This window comes from Salinicola sp. RZ23 (assembly GCF_003206675.1).
GTDB classification, from domain to species: domain Bacteria; phylum Pseudomonadota; class Gammaproteobacteria; order Pseudomonadales; family Halomonadaceae; genus Salinicola; species Salinicola endophyticus.
On sequence record NZ_PZJK01000001.1, the window covers coordinates 252,945 to 270,744 of the forward strand.

Sequence of the window (17,800 nt, forward strand, 5' to 3'; positions counted from 1 at the left end):
GCGTGGGTATCGGCCAGGGTTGCCGTCAAAGAGAGTGGGGCCGGCGTGCCGGCCCCCGCTGGGATGGGATCAGAACGACTCCCAATCCTCTTCGGTGCTGGTCATGGCCGGTCTGCGGGTCGCGCTCAGGCGGGGCGCCGGTGCCTGAACCTGAGCCTGAACTCGAGCCTGGACCGTGGGCGCGGCGGCCGGGGTCGGGCGCGATTCCCCCTCGGCGATCTGGAAGCCGGCCAGAGCCTGCTCCAGGCGCTGTACCTGTTCGTTGAGGGTCGCTGCTGCGCTGCTCGCCTGCTGGACCAGCGAGGCATTCTGCTGGGTGACCTGATCCATCTGCACCACCGCCTCGTTGACCTGGTCGATGCCGTTGGACTGCTCGGCGGAGGCGACCGAGATCTCTTCGATCAGATCGGTCATGCGCGAGACCGAATCGACCACCCGGCTGATGGTCTCGCCGGCCTTGGCGACGATGCCCGAGCCCGCCTCGATCTTGCGATTGGAGGCGTCGATCAGCTCGCGAATCTCGTGCGAGGCGTTGGCGCTGCGGCTGGCCAGGGTACGAACCTCGTTGGCGACCACGGCGAAGCCGCGGCCCTGCTCGCCGGCGCGTGCCGCTTCCACCGAGGCGTTGAGGGCGAGGATATTGGTCTGGAAGGCGATCGAATCGATCACTGCGACGATCTCGGTCACCTGACGCGAGCTGTCGGTGATGCCCTGCATGGTGGAGACGACCTCATCCATCATCGCTCCGCCCTCGCTGGCGGTGGTGCGCGCCTGGCCGGCGAGGCCATTGGCCTGGCGGGCGTTCTCGGCGTTCTGACGCACGGTCTGGGTCAGCTGCTCCATGCTCGAGGCGGTCTCGCCGATCGAGGCGGCCTGCTGGTCGGTACGTGCGGCCAGATCCTGGTTGCCGCTGTGGATCTGACCCACGCCCACGGTGATGGTGGTGGAGGCCTGACGCACCCCGCCCAGGGCATCGGCCAGATGCAGGCGCATGCCCTCGATGGCGTGCAGCAGGCTGTGGCGGTCATTGGGCTTGAGCGTCAGCGCTCGGGTCAGGTCGCCCTCGGCAATGCCCAGCACCGCGTTGCGCGCGTGGCGCGGGTCGCCGCCCAGGTCGCTCAGCACGCTGCGGATGATCCACGCCATCACCAGGGTGATGCAGAGCCCGATCGTGCCCGCGATCAGCCCCATCTTGAGCACGCCCATCCAGAACGCATGCTGGATGTCGCTGACATAGACGTTGGCGGCCAGATACCAGTCCCAGGCGGGGACATGGCGCACATAGTTGATGCGCGAGACGTCGTCGCCGTCGGCGTTGGTCGAGGTGTACTCCAGGGTGCCGTCGTCGGGCGAGTCGGCCAGCGCCTTCAGTTCGCGATAGAAGTAGACGCCGTTGTCGTCACGGAAGTTGCTCATGTCGGTGCCGATCGCCCGCTTGGGGTGATAGACCAGGTGAATCTTGCCGTCGAAGGCGTAGACATAGCTGCCATCGAGATCGAGCGCCGACAGGTCGCGTCGCGCCAGATCCTGCGCCGTCTCGATGCTGAACTCGCCCTGGGCGGCGCGATCGGCGTAGCGCTGCACCAGCGTCTGGGCGCTGGCGACGAAGCTCTTGAGGCCCTTGACGCGCTCGGCCATCAAGGTGTCGCGCTTTTCCAGGGCCATCCAGCCCACCAGCACCAGCATGCCGAACCACATCAGTCCCACCGTGATCCAGAGTTTTTGCCGCATCGTCATCGCGAAAACCGTCCTTATCCGAGGTATCTGCCGATTCATCTAGAGGAATGGATTATTAGTCCGCCCCCTTTATCGGCAGTTTCTACTTAAGATTGAGATAACGATTCGCACTGTTGCGATGTGGAACTCGGAAGCCGGCCGGAGGGTGGCACGCCGGCGCGGTAAAACGCGATCAGCCATTCTGGCGATAGGATCGGGAGGGAGTGCTGGCAGGTGGGAGTGCTGGCCGGCATGCGAGCAGCGATCGCCGTGGGCCGGCATGGCCGTGACGGCGTCGCTCAGGGGGAGGGCGTCGAGCCTGAGTCGGCCTCGATCAGCCGCGTGGCGGGGAAGGCGCAGCGGAAGCGGGCGCCCATGCCGGGCCGGCTGACGATCTCGAGCTGAGCGTCGTGACGCAGCAGCACGTGCTTGACGATGGCCAGTCCCAGGCCGGTCCCGCCGGTGGCGGCGCTGCGCCCCTTGTCGACGCGGTAGAAGCGCTCGGTCAGGCGTGGGATGTGTACCGGATCGAAGCCCTCGCCATCATCTTCCACCTCGATTGCGGCGCCGTCGTGCCAAGGCTTCCAGCGCAGCGTGATGCGGCTGCCCTCGGGGGTGTAGCGCACGGCATTGAAGACCAGATTGGAGACCGCGCTGCGGATCTCCTTGGTGTTGCCGACCAGATGGCGCGTTTCGTCGACCTGCAGCGCGATCTGCTGGCGCCCCGCGCTGAGCCCGCGGGCGTCGTCGACGACGCTCTCGAGCAGGACGCGGACATCGAGGAGGTCGCGGTCGTTGTCGGGGCTGTCGATCTCGAGCCGTGACAGCAGCAGCAGATCCTCGACCAGGTTCTGCATGCGTGTGGTCTGCGCCTGCATCTGCGAGAAGCCTCGCTGCCAGCGCGTCGGCAGCTGTTCGGCATGGTCGGAGTAGGTCTCCAGATAGCCGGCCAGCACGGTCAGCGGTGTGCGCAGCTCGTGGGAGACGTTGGCGACGAAGTCGCGGCGCATCATCTCCAGCTGATGCAGCCGGGTCACGTCGCGCACCATCAGCAGGCGTTCATCATCGCCGAACAGGGTGATATGGAACTGCAGCGTATGGGCGGCGTCGATCGGCGAGGGGATCATCAGCGGCTCGCGGTAGTCGCGGGCCTCGAAGTAGTCGACGAAGCGCGGATCGCGCAGCAGGTTGGTGATCGGCTGGCCGCGGTCATGGTCGGGCTGCAGGCCGAGCATGTCGGAGGCGGCGCTGTTCCACCACTCCAGGTCGCCGCGCGGATCGAGCATCACCACGCTGTCGCGCATCGCCTCGCAGGAGTCCTGGATGCGCCGCAGGATATCGCGCAGCCGGCGCTGCATCTGGCTCTGTGCCTTCTGGTAGGTGTAGAGACGGTCGAACAGATCGCCCCACACTCCGGTGCCGGGTGGTGGCGCCTCGCGCGGATGGCGCAGCAGCCACACATAGAGCAGGCGCACATGGCGCAGATGCAGGAAGACATAGAGCCCTAGCCCCGCGGCCAGCCCCCAGCCGAGGCCGGCGAACAGCGCGTCGAACAGTTCGCCCAGCAGCGTGCCCATCGCGCCGAGCCCGAACAGCATGTAGCCAAGGCGCCACAGTTCGTTGATCCAGTAGCGCACGCTGCGACTTACTCCCTGATCGAAAAGCGGTAACCGGTGCCGCGAACCGTCTGGATCAGATGCTGATGCGTCTCACCCAGCGACTTGCGCAGCCGGCGGATATGCACGTCGACGGTGCGCTCCTCGACGTAGACGTTGCCACCCCAGACCTGATCGAGCAACTGGCTGCGGGTGTAGGCGCGCTCCTGATGGGTCATGAAGAACTGCAGCAGGCGGTACTCGGTGGGGCCGATCTCGAGCGCGCTGCCGTGGGAGGTGACGCGATGGCTGGCGGGGTCGAGCTTGAGCCCCTCGACCTCGACCGCCTCCTCGATGCCCGGCGGTGTGGCCCGGCGCAGCACCGCCTTGAGCCGGGCCACCAGCTCGCGCGGCGAGAACGGCTTGGTGATGTAGTCGTCGGCGCCCGCCTCGAGCCCCTGCACCTTGTTGTCCTCCTCGCCCTTGGCGGTGAGCAGGATGATCGGCATCTCGGCGGTGGCCTCCTCGCGCTTGAGTCGGCGCGCCAGCTCGATCCCGCTGGTGCCTGGCATCATCCAGTCGAGCAGCATCAGGTCCGGCTTGTGATCCAGCGCCATGGCGTGGGCGCTCTGGGCGTTGTCCGCCTCCAGCACACGATAGTCGGCCATCTCCAGTGCCACCGCGATCATTTCGCGGATGGAGGGCTCGTCGTCAACGATGAGTACGGTCTTGGAGCTCATGACAGGCCTCGAGTGAGCCGCCGGTGGATGTGCGCGTACAGCGGACAACCTTCCGGCCGTGACAGAACGGTGACGATTACAGCGTGGAAATATGACAAATACATGACATCGGTGTCATCCCGGCACGAGCCAGCGTCGAGATCATCGCTCCGCGCGGCGGTCAGCGGCCGATGCCCTCAGCGGCTCATAGCACCGGCCACAGGCTCAGCACCACGCCGGCGAACAGCAGAAGCCCCGACCAGAAGTTGTTGAGGAAGGCCTGGAAGCAGGGGCCGCGCTCGCGCTCACGGATCAGCCACTGCTGATAGAGGAAGGTCGCCGCCATCGCCGCCAGCCCCAGCCAGAAGAACCCGCCCAACGTCAGCCGTGCCCCGATCCAGGCCAGCAGCGCCAGCGTGGCCAGCTGCAGCAGACCGATGATCAGCTTGTCGGCGCGGCCGAACAGGCGCGCGGTGGACTTCACGCCGATCTTGATGTCGTCGTCGCGGTCGACCATGGCGTACTGGGTGTCGTAGGCCACGGTCCAGGCCAGATTGGCCAGCAGCAGCAGCCACGCCTCCATCGGCACGCTGCGGCTCACCGCCATGAACGCCATCGGGATGCTCCACGAGAACGCCAGCCCCAGTACCACCTGGGGCAGATGGGTGTAGCGCTTCATGAAGGGGTAGAGCGCGGCCAGCGCCACGCCGACGAAGGAGAGCAGGACCGTGGGCAGATTGGTGAAGCAGACCAGTACGAAAGCGGCCGCCACCAGCACCGCGAACAGGATCTTGGCTTCGCGCTCGCGAATGCGACCAGTGGCCAGCGGGCGCTCGCGGGTGCGCTTGACGTGGCCGTCGATCTTGCGATCGGCGTAGTCGTTGACCACGCAGCCGGCGGCGCGCATCACATAGACGCCGAGCACGAAGATGATCAGGTTGGCGCGATCCGGCAGGCCGCCGGCGGCGAGCCACAGCGCCCACAGCGTGGGCCACATCAGCAGCCAGGTGCCGATCGGCTTGTCGAGCCGGGTCAGACGCAGGAAATCGGGTAGGCGAGCCAGGCCCCGGGGGCGTGGCGCGGGGTCGGCGACGGTGACGGAATCGGGGCCGGCGGCTGACATCGAATTCTCCAGAACGGCGAGCGGGACGCGACTGGCTGGACCTTACACCACAACCCCGCCGGCAGCGAGGTGCGGCAGTGGGCGCAGCGATGGACGTGGCGATGAGGGCACGATAGGGGACGGGCCGTCGCGATAGGGATTGCTTTTGTCTCCCCGACGTGCTCAGACTCGAGGTGGGCGCGGTCAGCGTAGGTCGGCGTCGCCCCGGGGGTGTCGACGACGCTGGCGGCAGTGGGATCGCGAGACTGGGTGGCTCGATCCTGGGAGTAGAACAATGACAAACCACGCTAAACCCTCCGCCGGCATCCACTACCAGCAGCAGGATGCCAGCTACTTCGACAAGCGCGGCCTGCGCCGCCACGCCGGCCCCTGGTCGCTCTGGGCGCTGGGCGTGGGGGCGGTGATCTCGGGCCACTACTCGGGCTGGAACCTGGGGCTCGCCTCGGGCGGCTGGGGCGGCATGGCGATCGCCACCGCGATCATCGCGGTGATGTATCTGGGCCTGACCTTCTGTATCGCCGAGATGTCGCCGGCCCTGCCGCACACCGGCGCCGCCTACTCCTTCGCGCGCTCCTCCATGGGGCCCTGGGGCGGTTTCGTCACCGGGCTTTGCGAGAACGTCGAGTACGTGCTCACGCCGGCGGTGATCGTGTTCTTCATCGGCGCCTATCTGGGCAGCATCTTCGAGACGCCAGCGGCGTTCCAGCCGGTGTGGTGGCTGCTGGGCTATCTGCTGTTCGTCGGCCTCAACATCGTCGGCGTCGAGCTCTCGTTCCGGGTGACGCTGGCGGTGACCCTGCTGGCGCTGGCGGTCCTGGTGGTGTTCTGGTTCAGCGCCTTCACCCATCTCGATTTCTCGACCTGGGCGCTGAACATCGCACCCGGCGGCGGTGAGCTCGCAGGCGGTTACGGGCCGCTGCTGCCGATGGGCATCGGCGGGGCGCTGGCGGCAATGCCCTTTGCGGTGTGGCTGTTCCTGGCCATCGAGCAGCTGCCGCTGGCCGCCGAGGAGTCGGTCGACCCGCGGCGTGACATGCCGCGCGGCATCCTGCTCGGCATCACTACCCTGATCATCTCTGCCACGCTGATCCTGGTGCTCAACCCGTCGGTGGTGGGCGTCGGCGCCTATGCCCTGAGCCAGTCCGGCGAGCCGCTGCTGGACGGTTTCCAGGCCATTTTCGGTGCCGGCACGGCCAAGTTCCTCGCGCTGCTGGCGCTGGTCGGATTGATCGCCAGTTTCCATACCATCATCTTCGCCCAGGGCCGCCAGATCTACTCGCTCTCCCGTGCCGGCTACTTCCCCACCTTCCTCTCGGTGACCCACGGCACGCGCAAGACGCCGCACGTGGCGATGATCGGCGGCGCGCTGGTGGGCCTGACGATCATGCTGATCTGCTTCTTCGGTCTCGGCACCCAGGAGGGCTCTGCGGTGATCGGGGGTACCCTGCTCAACATGGCGGTATTCGGCGCCATGTGCTCCTACATCGCCCAGGCCCTCTCCTTCATCCTGTTGCGCCGCCATCATGCTCATATCGAGCGCCCCTACCGCAGTCCCTTCGGGATTCCCGGCGCCGTGGCGACCATCGTCATCGCGCTGATGACGATCTACTTCCAGCTCAGCGACAGCACCTACCGGGTCGGCGTGATCGGCGTCGCCCTGTGGCTGGCGGTGGGTATCTGCTACTTCGCCTTCATCGGGCGGCACCGTCTGATCCTGTCGCCGGAGGAGGAGTTCGCCATGCAGCGAGGCGAGCAGGCCGCGGACGACGACGATGGTCGCGCGGCGTAACCCCGATCCCCCTGACAGCGTGAGCGAGGAACGGCCATGAGTGATCACCAAGCCAGAACCGTGCGTACCGCCGCCCAGGCGCGCGAACTCGTCGAGGCGCGCGGGCTGAGCCACGTCAAGGTCGGCATGTTCGACATCGATGGGGTGATGCGCGGCAAGTACATGCAGCGGGACAAGTTCTTCGCCGCCCTGGAGAAGGGGTTTGCCTTCTGCGACGTGGTGCTGGGCTGGGACAGCAAGGACGAGCTCTACGACAACGTCGCCTTCACCGGCTGGCATACCGGCTATCCGGATGCGCCACTGCGGATCATCCCCGAGAGCTGCCGCGAGGTGCCGTTCGAGGGCGACATGCTGCTGTTCCTGGCCGAGTTCGAGGGCGAGGCCGGCCAGCTCTGCCCGCGCGGTCTGCTCAGGCGCGTGCTCGCCCGCGCCGCGGCGCTGGGCTTCGATGTCTTCGGCTCGCTGGAGTACGAGTTCTTCCTGTTCCAGGAGACCCCCGAGTCGATCCGTGAGAAGGGCTTTCGCCAGCTCAAGCCGCTGACCCCGGACATGATGGGCTACTCGATGCTGCGCAGCTCGGTCCACGGCGAGCTCTACCACGATCTGCTGGCGCTGGCGGAGGCGATGGACTTCCCCATCGAGGGGCTGCACACCGAGACCGGCCCCGGGGTGCTCGAGGCGGCGATCGGCGTCGACGATGCCCTGGCCGCCGGCGACAAGGGGGCGCTGTTCAAGACCTTCACCAAGGTGTGGGCACAGCGGCGCGGGTTGATGGCGACCTTCATGGCCAAGTGGTCGCCGGACTACCCCGGCCAGAGCGGGCATATCCATCTCTCGCTGCGCCATCATGACGATGGCCGTTCGGCCTTCTACGATGCCGACGCGCCCCACGGCATGAGCCAGATCCAGCGCCAATTCGTCGCCGGCCAGCAGCGTCTGATGCCGGAGCTGCTGGCGATGTTCGCCCCCACGATCAATAGCTACACTCGGCTGATCCCCGGTTTCTGGGCCCCCACCGATGCCACCTGGGGCGTCGAGAACCGCACCTGTGCGCTGCGCGTGATCCCCGGCTCGGCGCATTCCCAGCGGGTCGAGTATCGCCTCGGCAGTGCCGATGCCAACCCCTATCTGGCACTGGCCGCCGCGATCGGCTCTGGGCTCTACGGCATCGAGCAGGGGCTCGAACCGGAGGCGCCGATCACCGGCAACGCCTACGAGCTCGAGCACCCGGCGTCGCTGGCACTGCCGCGCACGCTGTGGGATGCCGCCGGCCGCCTGCGCGGCTCGGGTGCCGCCCGCGAGCTGTTCGGCGACGCCTTCGTCGAGCACTTCGCCGCTACCCGCGAGTGGGAGGAGCGCCAGTTCCGTCGTCATATCACCGATTGGGAGTTGGCGCGTTACTTCGAAATCATCTAAGGAAGCGCTGAATCAATCGGCGAGCGGGATGAAGCGCAAGGCGCACGGAGCACAGACTCGAAGCAACGCGTAGAGAACGCCCGTAGGGCGGCCCGTCAGGGCAAGTTGCCGAAGGCAACGCGTCATGCGAGACATGACATGGGGTTAGGCGAGTCTTCGAGCACCGCGCAACGCAGCGATTCACCCGCGCCAGGCATTTATGCAGTGCTTCCCTAAGCCCCGGTGCACGGCCGGGATAACGACACTTTCTGGGTGGGAGCAGCGCATGGCACGACAACACACGATTTCCCCCGTGGATGGCGGGGTCTATGTCGAACGCGAGCTGGCCGAGCCGGCGCAGATCGAGGCCTGCGTCGCCGCCGCCGTGGCGGCGCAGCGGGCGTGGCGCGAGACGCCGCTGGCCGAGCGGGCGCGACTGTGCACGGCGATGGTCGATGCCTTCGTCGCGCGGCGTGATCGGCTGGCCGAGGAGCTGACCTGGCAGATGGGGCGGCCGATCGCCGCCGCGGGGGGCGAAATCGGCGGTTTCGAGGAGCGCGCACGCGGCATGATCGCCCTCGCCGAGTCGGCGCTGGCGCCGATCCGGATGGCCGACAAGCCCGGCTTCACCCGCTATATCACCCGCGAGCCGCTGGGCGTGTCGCTGATCGTGGCGCCCTGGAACTTCCCCTTCATGACCGCCGTCAATGCCGTGGTGCCGGCGATCATGGCCGGCAATACGGTGATCCTCAAGCACTCGGCGCAGACGCCGCTATGTGCCGAGCGGCTGTTCGAGGCGTTCGCCGACGCCGGTCTGCCGGCGGGGGTGTTCCAGTTCCTGCATCTGGCCCATGCCGATACCGAGGCGCTGATCCGCGATGCGCGTATCGCCCATGTCTCCTTCACCGGCTCGGTGGCGGGCGGGGCCATGGTCGAGCGCAACGCGGCGGGACGCTTCATCGCCACCGGGCTCGAACTGGGTGGCAAGGACCCGGCCTATATCCGTGCCGACGTCGATCTCGACGCCGCCGTGCCGGCAGTGATGGATGGCGCTTTCTTCAACTCGGGGCAGAGCTGCTGCGGCATCGAGCGCATCTATGTCCACCGCGACATCGCCGAGGCCTTCGTCGAGCGGGCGGTGGCCTGGGTGCGCAAGCTCCGGCTCGGCAACCCCACCGACCCGCAGACCACGCTGGGGCCGCTGGTGCGTCCGGCGGCGGCGGACTTCGTGCGCGGCCAGATCGAGGCCGCGGTCGCCGCCGGCGCCAAGGCATGGATCGACCCCGGCGACTATCCGCTGTCGGTGCCGGGCAGCGCCTATCTGGCGCCGCAGGTGCTGACCGAGGTGACCCATGACATGGCGGTGATGCGCGAGGAGAGCTTCGGCCCGGTGGTGGGCATCATGACGGTGGCCGATGACGACGAGGCGGTGGCGCTGATGAACGACAGCGAGTTCGGTCTCACGGCCGCCGTGTTCACCCGCGATCTCGCCGTGGGCGAGGCGCTCGCCGCGCGTCTCGAGGCGGGCACCGTGTTCACCAATCGCTGCGACTATCTCGACCCGGAGCTGGCCTGGACCGGGGTCAAGCAGTCCGGGCGCGGCTGCTCGCTGTCGCGGATCGGTTACGAGACGCTGACACGGCCGAAGTCCTTCCACCTGAAGCACGCCTGATCCACGCCGACCGCCAGACAGGAGACCCGCCATGAGTGACTTCGATCTTGCACGCTACCGCGCCGACTGGAACTACCCCACACCCATCCGGATCGGCGCCGGGCGGGCCGAGGAGCTGCCCGCGGCCTGCCAGGCGCTGGGTATGCGCGCACCGCTGCTGATCACCGACCCCGGGCTGGCGGCGCTGCCGATGGTCGAGCAGGCGCTCGCGCATTGCCGCCAGGCGGGGTTGACGGTCGAGGTGTTCAGTCAGATCCAGGGCAACCCCACCGGGGCCAACGTCGAGGCGGGTGTGGCCGCCTTCCGTGCCGGCGATCATGACGGTGTGATCGCCTTCGGCGGCGGTTCGGGGCTGGACGCGGCCAAGGCGGTGGCGTTGATGGCGCGCCAGCCCGAGTCGCTCTCGCTGTGGGCGCTGGAGGACCGCGGCGACAACTGGCGCCAGGCGGATGCCGATGCCGTGCTGCCGGTAGTGGCGGTGCCGACCACCGCCGGCACCGGCTCCGAGGTCGGGCGCGCCTCGGTGATCACCGACGCCCAGGCCGAGGTCAAGCGGATCATCTTCCATCCGCGCATGCTGCCCGGGGCGGTGATCCTCGACCCGCTGCTGACCCGCGAACTGCCGCCGGCACTCACCGCCGCCACCGGCATGGACGCGCTCTCCCACTGTCTCGAGGCGTGGTGCGCTCCCGGTTACCACCCCCAGGCCGAAGGCATCGCGGTGGAGGGCATGCGGCGCATCCGCGATGCGCTGCCGCGGGCCTACCTGCACGGCGATGATCTCGCCGCGCGCACCGACATGCTTGTGGCGTCGATGATGGGGGCGACCGCGTTCCAGCGCGGGCTGGGGGCGATGCACGCCCTGGCGCACCCGCTGGGGGCGCTGTTCGATGCCCACCACGGCCTGCTCAACGCGGTGCTGATGCCCTATGTGCTGCGCGCCAACACCCGCGCGATCGGCGAGCCGATGGTGCGCCTGGCGCGCTATCTCGATCTGCCGCAGCCGGGTGTCGCTGCGGTGATCGACTGGGTGCTGGCGCTGCGCGAACGCCTGGGTATCCCCCATGCGCTGAGCGAACTGGGGATCGACGACAGTCGCGCCGAGCGGGTCGGGCAAATGGCGGTGGAGGACCCCTCCGCCGGCGGCAATCCGATCGCCTTCGACGCCGCAGCCTATCGCGGCATCTTCGAGGCGGCCCTCGCCGGGCGATTGTAGGCGGGAAGCGGGGGCTCACACAGTCCGAAAGCCGGGCTCACGTCCCCGGCGGCAGCTCCAGATCGGCGGCCATCTGCCCCAGGAAGCGCTCCTGCACCAGCAGCTGAATGCGGCCGTGGCGAAAGCGCGAACGGCGCAGCCAGACGCCTTGGTGATCCGCGCTCAGCTCGATCGGCCCGCGTTCGAGATCCGGCTGGGCGAACAGCCAACTGCCCAGCGAGCGCTCGCCCAGGGCGCGCAGGCTGCGACAGCCGCTGCGGGTCAGCGGCGCCACCGAGCGCGCCGCGACCCAGGGGCGCTCGCCGCTCATCAGCAGCACCTCGCGGATCCAGGCCACGCGGCCCGGCGCCAGCCCCAGCGCCTGGGCCTCGTCGCGCCGGGGCACGCCGATGCCCTGCTCGAGCAGGCGTACGCGAAAGGGTTGCGGTGAGGCGGCGATCAGGCGCGCGGTAAGAGAATCGGTCGAGGCGACCCAGCGCCACCAGCGGGGGTCCATCGCCGGGCGCCAGGCGGCGGCCGGGCTCCAGCGTCGCAGCGTCGGGGTGCGCTGCCAGCTGCCCATGGCGAGTCGGCTGCTGGGCGAGCGAGGGGGGGAAGATAAGGACACACACGACTCCGAACAGGACTGGCCGCGAGGGCCCGGGCGCGGCGGCCCTGGGGCGGCGTAGTGTATCATGGGCCCAATCCGCGACCGAGAGGAAGGCATGAGTGCGCCCCTGACGATCATCGGCACCGGCATGGCCGGCCTGGGCCTGGCCCGTGCGATACGCAGCCGCGACCCCCACCGCGCGTTGACCCTGATCACCGCCGACAGCGGCGACGAGTATGCCAAGCCGCTGCTCTCGAGCGCCTTCACCAAGGGCCAGAGCGCCGCGGCGCTGGCGCAGCGCGACGCCCTCGGCGTTGCCGATGCGATCCATGCGACCCTGCGCTGCCACACTCCGGTCGAGGCGATCGATCCGCATCAGCGCACCCTGTGGCTGGGCGCCGAACGCCTGCCCTACGAGCGCCTGGTGCTGGCCACCGGTGCGGCGCCGTGGCAGCCGTTCGAGACCCCCGAGGCGCTCGCCGAGCGGGTCTTCCAGGTCAATGATCTCGATGACTACCGGCGGTTTCGCGCCGCCCTCGAACGCCACCCCGGGCAGCCGGCCCGGGTGGCCATCGTCGGCGCCGGGCTGGTGGGCTGCGAGTTCGCCAACGACCTCCACGCCGGCGGCCATCGGGTGGCGTTGATCGCCCCGGAGCCGGCGCCGCTGCCGCGGCTGTTGCCGCCGCCACTGGGGCTGGCACTGGCCGAGGCGTTCGCCGCCGCCGGTATCGCCGGCTACTTCGAGCGTCAGGTGCAGGCGCTCGAGGCCAGTGACGGCGGCGTGGCGCTGACCCTCGACGACGGCGAGCGCCTCGCCGCCGATCTGGTCCTGGTCGCCACCGGGCTGCGCCCGCGCACCGCGCTGGCCGCGGGCGCCGGGCTGCAGACCAGCGCCGCGGGCATTCTCACCGACCGCCACCTGCAGACCAGCGACCCGCACATTCATGCGCTCGGCGATGTGGCCTGCGTCGATGGCCTCAACGCCATGTACGTGCAGCCGCTGCAGGCCAGCGCCAAGGCGCTGGCCGCCACGCTCACCGGCACGCCGACGGCGGTGGGCTACGGTGCCTGGCCGGTGATGGTCAAGACCTCGCTGCTGCCGATCGTCGCACTGCCGCCGCGGGAGACCCCGGCGCGCTGGCGCATCGACGGCGAGGCGGGGGATTTCAGTGCCGTGGCCGAGGATACCGCCGGGCGGCTGATCGGATTTGCCCTGACCGGCGCCTGCGTGCGGCGAAAAGTCGAACTGGCGCGGGCGGCGCCGCCGTTGCTAGGCTAGCAGCGGTGGTCGGGCGCGAACCGCAAATCCTCATGTAAGGCTTTACAAACCGCGTCGAGAGCTGCCTATTATGCGCTGGGGTGTGCGCCTACCCGGCGGTGTGCCCCGATAACAACAGCGCTTAGGAATTGCGAGGCGTAATCACCGACGACCTCGCCCAAGTAGAGCCAAACAAGGAGGGCTTTATGCGTAAGCCAGAACTCGCTGCGGCGATCGCCGAGCGTGCGGATCTTTCCAAGGACAAGGCCAGCCAGGTACTCAACGTCATTCTCGACGAGATCACCGGCACGGTGTCCAAGGGCAGCGACGTCACGCTGATCGGCTTCGGCTCGTTCACCGTACGCGAGCGTGCCGCCCGCACCGGCAAGAACCCGCAGACCGGCAAGCCGCTGAACATCCCCGCCAGCAAGACCGTGGCGTTCAAACCCGGCAAGGCACTCAAGGACGCGGTCAGCAAGTAATCGCTGCTGCGACGGGCTCGAGGCCCGGCGGCGCTCGCTCATGGCGAGTGGCCCATCGATGACCGATCCCCCGGCAGCGGGTGGGTCGGCATTTCTTCTTTGACCTGACGCTGTGCGAGGGCGCATGAAGCTCAAGTTGATGCTGTGGTGGCTGGGCGTGATGCTGAAGCGAACGCGCGCGCGCAAGCCCGAATTTCGTGAGGCCCTGACGCGCCTTAAGCGCTTCGACTGGGGCGTGGCGACCGAGGACAGAGCGATCGCGCGCCACTACCGGATGACGCCGGAGCGCGTCGACAGCCAGAGCGGGCTGCCGGTGGACCTCAATCTCGAATTGCGCTTTCGCGATGCCGACAGCGCCACCCAGTTCCTGCGCAAGCCCTCCCAGCGCGCTTTCCGCGAAGGTCTGTTCGACGGACGCCTGCGCCTGGTCGGCGATTCACGGGATCTGGAGCGGTTGCAGAGCCTGCTCAAGTTTCTCTAGGTCGGTAGTGTGACGTCTGACCGACCTGCACAAAGGCCCCCGAACGCGATCGCGTTCGGGGGCCTTTCGCGTTCGGTGACCTGCACACGATAGACGTGCGTATCAGCTGTCGCTGCCGCCGGCCTCGGCTTCGCTCGAGATGCGGATGTGGATCGCGTCGCTGACGTTGGGCACGTACTGGTCGAGCCCGTAGTCGCTGCGCTGAATGGTCGTCTCGGCGTCGAAGCCGAGCGCCGGCACCTTGGCCATGGGGTGCTCGCCGACCTGATTGAGGGTGGCGTGGAGCACCACCGGATGGGTCTCGCCCTTGATGGTCAGCTTGCCATGCACGTCGTAGTGATCATCGCCGGTGGCCTCGATGCGGGTGCTCTTGAAGGTCGCGTCTGGGTACTGCGCAACATCGAAGTAGTTCTCGCCCAGAAACTCCTGGTTCAGCGCCGGCACGCGGGTGTCCACCGTCTTGACCGGGATGCTCACCTCCACGCTGGAGTCGGCGATCGCATCGCGGTCGAAGTGGATCGTGCCCTTGACGTCGGAGAAGCTCGCCGTGGGGTGGGAGAAGCCGAAGTGGCTCCAGGAGGCCACCACGCTGGTGTGCATCGGGTCCATCTGGTAGGTGACGCTATCGGCCAGGGCGCTGGCACTGGTGGCGCCGGCGAGCAGCGCGGCGGTCAGGGTCAGGGATTGGCGCAGGTTACGGTAAGACATGGAGTGACTCCTGGGGTTGGACAAAGCCTAGTGAAGGGAATGCGTGTGGGGAGACAGACGCGCCCGAGCGGCGCGTCCCATGGGTTGCCTGCCGTCAGGCGGCACTGATCACCGGCAGATCGAACACCAGCACTTCGGCGTCCTCGCCCTGTGCGAGCGTCACCGTCGGTTCGTCGGTCAGCATCAGCGCATCGCCGCCCGTCAGCCGGGTGCCGTTGATCGTCAGTGCGCCCCGCACCAGGTGCACGTAGGCCTGACGATCCGCGCCCAGGGCCAGCTCGGCGCGCTCGTCGCCATCGAACAGCGCGGCGTAGATGCAGGCATCCTGCTGCAGGGTGAGCGAGCCGTCGCGGCCGTCCGGCGACAGGATCAGGCACAGCCGGCCGCGCTTGTCGGCGGCGGTGAAATCCTTCTCGGCGTAGCGCGGTTCGAGATCGCGTGCACGCGGAAACAGCCAGATCTGCAGGAAGTGCACCGGGTCGCTGGCGGAGTGGTTGAATTCGCTGTGCTCGACCCCGGTGCCGGTGGTCATGATCTGTACCCGGCCGGGGCCGATCGCGGAGCCGTTGCCCAGGGTGTCGCGATGGGCCAGCTCGCCGCTGAGGACGTAGGAGAAGATCTCCATGTCGCGGTGACCGTGCTGGCCGAAGCCCTGCCCCGGTGCCACGCGATCTTCGTTGATCACCCGCAGGACGCTGAAGTGGACGTACTGCGGGTCGTGGTAGCCCGCGAAGGAGAACGAGTGGAAGCTCTTGAGCCAGCCGTGGTCGGCATAGCCGCGTTCGTCGCTGCGTCGGATCGTCAACATGGCGTCTCTCCTGAAAGAGGGCCGACACGCGGGTCGGCACCGTTGGAGAGAGTCTAGATTCTATTTTTTGGTATAAAAGCGCGTTTTATCGCCTGTTTCATCCTAAGTAATAGAATGGTTTCAGCCGACGCCGTGCGACGCGTGCTGGCCGTTTTTGTACAGAGCCGAGCCTCAGCCCGCGCTACGTTTCATGCTCGCTGCCAGCTCGCGCACCAGCGCCAGGGCTCCCTCCGGCCCCTGCGTGTCCAGGCGCTCGACCAGGGCGCTGCCCACCACCACTGCGTCGGCGACCCCGGCGACCGCGGCCGCGGCGTCGCCATCGCGGATACCGAAGCCCACCGCCAGCGGCAGTGCGGTGTGCTCGCGCAGCTGGGCCAGGGCGCTCGTCATATCGCCGCTGGGGGCGCCACCGGCGCGTCCGGTGATGCCGTTGTAGGCGATGCGGTAGACGAAGCCGTCGCCCTGGGCGAGCAGCGCCGGTAGCCGAGAGGCCGGGGTGGTCGGGGCGACGAGCGGAATCCGCGCCAGGCCGAGATCCCGGGCCCGGGCGGTGAATCCGGCGCCGTGCTCCGGCGGCAGGTCGACCACGATCAGGCCATCCACTCCCGCGGCGGCGGCATCGGTAAGAAAGCGCGTCTCGCCGTAGCACTGGATCGGGTTGAGATAGCCCATCAGGACCAGCGGGGTGGTGGTGTCCTGGCGCCGGAACTCTCTCACCATGGCGAGGGTGCGGGTCAGGGTCTGGCCGTCGCCGAGGGCACGCTGGCCGGCGCGCTGGATCGCCTCGCCGTCGGCCATGGGGTCGCTGAACGGCATGCCCAGCTCGATGATATCGGCGCCGGCGGCGGGCAGCTGTGACAGCAGTGCCTGGCTGCTGGCGAGGTCCGGGTCGCCGGCCATGACGTAGGTCACCAGCGCGGCGCGCTGCTCTGCCTGGCAGGTGGCGAAGCGCGCCTGCAGGCGCGACGGCGGGGTGAGATCGTGCGGGCTCATAGGTCTGCCTCCTGCGCGGGTAGATGCTCGATGATGGTGGCCATGTCCTTGTCGCCGCGGCCGCTCAGGCAGACCACCAGCGCCGCTTCGGGCGGCAGCTCGGCGGCCATCCGGGTCGCCTCGGCCAGTGCGTGGGCCGACTCCAGCGCCGGCAGGATGCCCTCCAGGCGGCAGCACAGTGCGACCGCCGCCAGCGCTTCGGTGTCGGTGATGCTGACATAGCGGGCGCGCCCGCTGTCGTGGAGCCAGGCGTGCTCGGGGCCGACGCCGGGATAGTCGAGCCCGGCGGAGATCGAGTGGGCATCCTGGATCTGGCCGTCGGCGTTCTGCAGCAGATAGGTGCGATTGCCGTGGAGCACCCCGGGGCTGCCGCCGTTCAGGCTGGCCGCGTGGCGTCCACTCTCCACCCCTTCACCGCCGGCCTCGACGCCGATCAGTGCCACCGGGTCATCGAGGAAGGGGTGGAACAGCCCCATGGCGTTGGAGCCGCCGCCGACACAGGCGATCAGGCTGTGGGGCAGGCGCCCGGTCTTCTCGATGATCTGCGCCCGCGCCTCGCGGCCGATCACCGACTGGAAGTCGCGCACCATGCGCGGGTAGGGCGCCGGGCCGGCCACCGTGCCGATGACGTAGAAGGTGTCCTCGACGCTGGCGACCCAGGCGCGCAGGGCATCGTTCATGGCGTCCTTGAGCGTCGCGGTGCCGCTCTCCACCGCCACGATCTTGGCCCCGAGCAGGCGCATGCGCTGCACGTTGGGCTGCTGGCGCTGGATATCCTTGGCACCCATGTAGATGGTGCAGGTAAGGCCCAGACGCGCCGCCACCGTGGCCACCGCCACCCCGTGCATGCCGGCGCCGGTCTCGGCGATCAGCCGGGTGCGCCCCATGCGCCGGGCCAGCAACGCCTGGCCGAGGGCGTTGTTGATCTTGTGCGCGCCGGTGTGGTTGAGATCCTCGCGCTTGAGATAGATCTGCGCACCGCCGGCGTGGGCGCTCAGCCGCTCGGCCAGATAGAGCGGCGTGGCGCGGCCGACGTAGTCGCGCTGCAGCGCTGCCAGCTCGGCGTTGAAGTCGGGGTCCTGGCGGGCGCTGTCGTAGGCGGCTTCGATCTCACCGATCAGCGACATCAGCGTCTCGGCGACGTAGCGCCCGCCGTAGCCGTCGCTGCCGCCGAAAAAGCCATGAATGTCGGGATAGTCTGTCATCGCGGGGCTCCGGTTGGCGTCATGGCATCCACGTTAGCCGGGTGCGCGTGC

Annotated in this window: 16 protein-coding genes; 7 read left to right on the plus strand and 9 right to left on the minus strand. The window is 68.4% G+C overall.

The window, feature by feature from the left end:
- Window positions 1-69 precede the first annotated feature (69 nt).
- From DOM67_RS01080 to ubiA, 4 genes are all read right to left on the minus strand, one after another.
- Window positions 70-1,737, minus strand: coding sequence for a methyl-accepting chemotaxis protein (locus tag DOM67_RS01080; RefSeq protein ID WP_232825094.1), 1,668 nt, complete (start codon window positions 1,735-1,737; stop codon window positions 70-72).
- A 278-nt stretch (window positions 1,738-2,015) separates the two neighbouring features.
- Window positions 2,016-3,353, minus strand: coding sequence for a phosphate regulon sensor histidine kinase PhoR (phoR, locus tag DOM67_RS01085; protein WP_110673822.1), 1,338 nt, complete (start codon window positions 3,351-3,353; stop codon window positions 2,016-2,018).
- Between the two features lie 8 nt (window positions 3,354-3,361).
- Window positions 3,362-4,051 (minus strand): phosphate regulon transcriptional regulator PhoB, encoded by a 690-nt coding sequence (gene phoB, locus DOM67_RS01090; RefSeq protein WP_110673823.1) that lies wholly within the window; start codon window positions 4,049-4,051, stop codon window positions 3,362-3,364.
- A gap of 184 nt (window positions 4,052-4,235) precedes the next feature.
- Complete coding sequence (gene ubiA, locus DOM67_RS01095; RefSeq protein WP_110673824.1) at window positions 4,236-5,153, minus strand: 4-hydroxybenzoate octaprenyltransferase; 918 nt, start codon at window positions 5,151-5,153, stop codon at window positions 4,236-4,238.
- 274 nt (window positions 5,154-5,427) lie between these two features.
- Here ubiA and DOM67_RS01100 point away from each other — a divergent pair, with 274 nt between their 5' ends.
- The 4 genes from DOM67_RS01100 (at window position 5,428) to DOM67_RS01115 (ending at window position 11,225) form a co-directional block, all read left to right on the plus strand.
- Entirely contained in the window at window positions 5,428-6,942 is a 1,515-nt protein-coding gene (locus DOM67_RS01100) for an amino acid permease (protein ID WP_110673825.1), read from the plus strand.
- Between the two features lie 36 nt (window positions 6,943-6,978).
- A complete protein-coding gene (locus DOM67_RS01105; RefSeq protein WP_110673826.1) occupies window positions 6,979-8,358 on the plus strand; it encodes a glutamine synthetase in 1,380 nt (459 codons plus the stop codon).
- A 265-nt stretch (window positions 8,359-8,623) separates the two neighbouring features.
- A complete protein-coding gene (locus DOM67_RS01110) occupies window positions 8,624-10,009 on the plus strand; it encodes an aldehyde dehydrogenase family protein (protein ID WP_110673827.1) in 1,386 nt (461 codons plus the stop codon).
- A 31-nt stretch (window positions 10,010-10,040) separates the two neighbouring features.
- Window positions 10,041-11,225 carry an iron-containing alcohol dehydrogenase gene (locus DOM67_RS01115; protein ID WP_110673828.1) on the plus strand — a complete coding sequence of 395 codons (1,185 nt, stop codon included), beginning with the start codon at window positions 10,041-10,043 and terminating at the stop codon, window positions 11,223-11,225.
- A gap of 37 nt (window positions 11,226-11,262) precedes the next feature.
- Here DOM67_RS01115 and DOM67_RS01120 read toward each other — a convergent pair whose 3' ends face one another.
- A complete protein-coding gene (locus tag DOM67_RS01120) occupies window positions 11,263-11,787 on the minus strand; it encodes a chorismate lyase (RefSeq protein ID WP_188115158.1) in 525 nt (174 codons plus the stop codon).
- Window positions 11,788-11,929: 142 nt separating this feature from the next.
- Between DOM67_RS01120 and DOM67_RS01125 the strand changes: the two genes are divergently transcribed.
- The 3 genes from DOM67_RS01125 to DOM67_RS01135 all read left to right on the plus strand — a co-directional run bounded on the left by DOM67_RS01125 (window position 11,930) and on the right by DOM67_RS01135 (window position 14,035).
- On the plus strand, window positions 11,930-13,093 hold the full coding sequence (locus DOM67_RS01125; RefSeq protein ID WP_110673829.1) for an FAD-dependent oxidoreductase: 1,164 nt from the start codon (window positions 11,930-11,932) through the stop codon (window positions 13,091-13,093).
- Between the two features lie 185 nt (window positions 13,094-13,278).
- A complete protein-coding gene (locus DOM67_RS01130; protein ID WP_035472794.1) occupies window positions 13,279-13,554 on the plus strand; it encodes an HU family DNA-binding protein in 276 nt (91 codons plus the stop codon).
- A gap of 124 nt (window positions 13,555-13,678) precedes the next feature.
- The gene (locus tag DOM67_RS01135) at window positions 13,679-14,035 is read left to right on the plus strand and encodes a hypothetical protein (protein WP_110673830.1); all 357 of its coding nucleotides are present in this window, start codon (window positions 13,679-13,681) and stop codon (window positions 14,033-14,035) included.
- A 102-nt stretch (window positions 14,036-14,137) separates the two neighbouring features.
- Here the strand turns inward: DOM67_RS01135 and DOM67_RS01140 are convergent, their stop codons facing one another.
- From DOM67_RS01140 to trpB, 4 genes are all read right to left on the minus strand, one after another.
- Window positions 14,138-14,743 carry a YceI family protein gene (locus tag DOM67_RS01140; protein WP_110673831.1) on the minus strand — a complete coding sequence of 202 codons (606 nt, stop codon included), beginning with the start codon at window positions 14,741-14,743 and terminating at the stop codon, window positions 14,138-14,140.
- A gap of 94 nt (window positions 14,744-14,837) precedes the next feature.
- A complete protein-coding gene (locus DOM67_RS01145; protein WP_110673832.1) occupies window positions 14,838-15,551 on the minus strand; it encodes a pirin family protein in 714 nt (237 codons plus the stop codon).
- Between the two features lie 171 nt (window positions 15,552-15,722).
- The gene (trpA, locus tag DOM67_RS01150; protein WP_110673833.1) at window positions 15,723-16,544 is read right to left on the minus strand and encodes a tryptophan synthase subunit alpha; all 822 of its coding nucleotides are present in this window, start codon (window positions 16,542-16,544) and stop codon (window positions 15,723-15,725) included.
- Window positions 16,541-17,749: a tryptophan synthase subunit beta gene (gene trpB, locus DOM67_RS01155; protein WP_110673834.1), complete on the minus strand. Its 1,209-nt coding sequence runs from the start codon at window positions 17,747-17,749 to the stop codon at window positions 16,541-16,543. The genes trpA and trpB overlap by 4 nt, the downstream gene beginning before the upstream one ends.
- Window positions 17,750-17,800 lie beyond the last annotated feature (51 nt).

Coding starts and splice junctions, on each gene's coding strand:
- DOM67_RS01080 (WP_232825094.1), bottom strand. CDS start 1,737: ATGACGATGCGGCAAAAACTCTGGATCACGGTGGGACTGATGTGGTTC.
- phoB (WP_110673823.1), bottom strand. CDS start 4,051: ATGAGCTCCAAGACCGTACTCATCGTTGACGACGAGCCCTCCATCCGC.
- ubiA (WP_110673824.1), bottom strand. CDS start 5,153: ATGTCAGCCGCCGGCCCCGATTCCGTCACCGTCGCCGACCCCGCGCCA.
- DOM67_RS01100 (WP_110673825.1), top strand. CDS start 5,428: ATGACAAACCACGCTAAACCCTCCGCCGGCATCCACTACCAGCAGCAG.
- DOM67_RS01105 (WP_110673826.1), top strand. CDS start 6,979: ATGAGTGATCACCAAGCCAGAACCGTGCGTACCGCCGCCCAGGCGCGC.
- DOM67_RS01110 (WP_110673827.1), top strand. CDS start 8,624: ATGGCACGACAACACACGATTTCCCCCGTGGATGGCGGGGTCTATGTC.
- DOM67_RS01115 (WP_110673828.1), top strand. CDS start 10,041: ATGAGTGACTTCGATCTTGCACGCTACCGCGCCGACTGGAACTACCCC.
- DOM67_RS01120 (WP_188115158.1), bottom strand. CDS start 11,787: ATGGGCAGCTGGCAGCGCACCCCGACGCTGCGACGCTGGAGCCCGGCC.
- DOM67_RS01125 (WP_110673829.1), top strand. CDS start 11,930: ATGAGTGCGCCCCTGACGATCATCGGCACCGGCATGGCCGGCCTGGGC.
- DOM67_RS01130 (WP_035472794.1), top strand. CDS start 13,279: ATGCGTAAGCCAGAACTCGCTGCGGCGATCGCCGAGCGTGCGGATCTT.
- DOM67_RS01135 (WP_110673830.1), top strand. CDS start 13,679: ATGAAGCTCAAGTTGATGCTGTGGTGGCTGGGCGTGATGCTGAAGCGA.
- DOM67_RS01140 (WP_110673831.1), bottom strand. CDS start 14,743: ATGTCTTACCGTAACCTGCGCCAATCCCTGACCCTGACCGCCGCGCTG.
- DOM67_RS01145 (WP_110673832.1), bottom strand. CDS start 15,551: ATGTTGACGATCCGACGCAGCGACGAACGCGGCTATGCCGACCACGGC.
- trpA (WP_110673833.1), bottom strand. CDS start 16,544: ATGAGCCCGCACGATCTCACCCCGCCGTCGCGCCTGCAGGCGCGCTTC.
- trpB (WP_110673834.1), bottom strand. CDS start 17,749: ATGACAGACTATCCCGACATTCATGGCTTTTTCGGCGGCAGCGACGGC.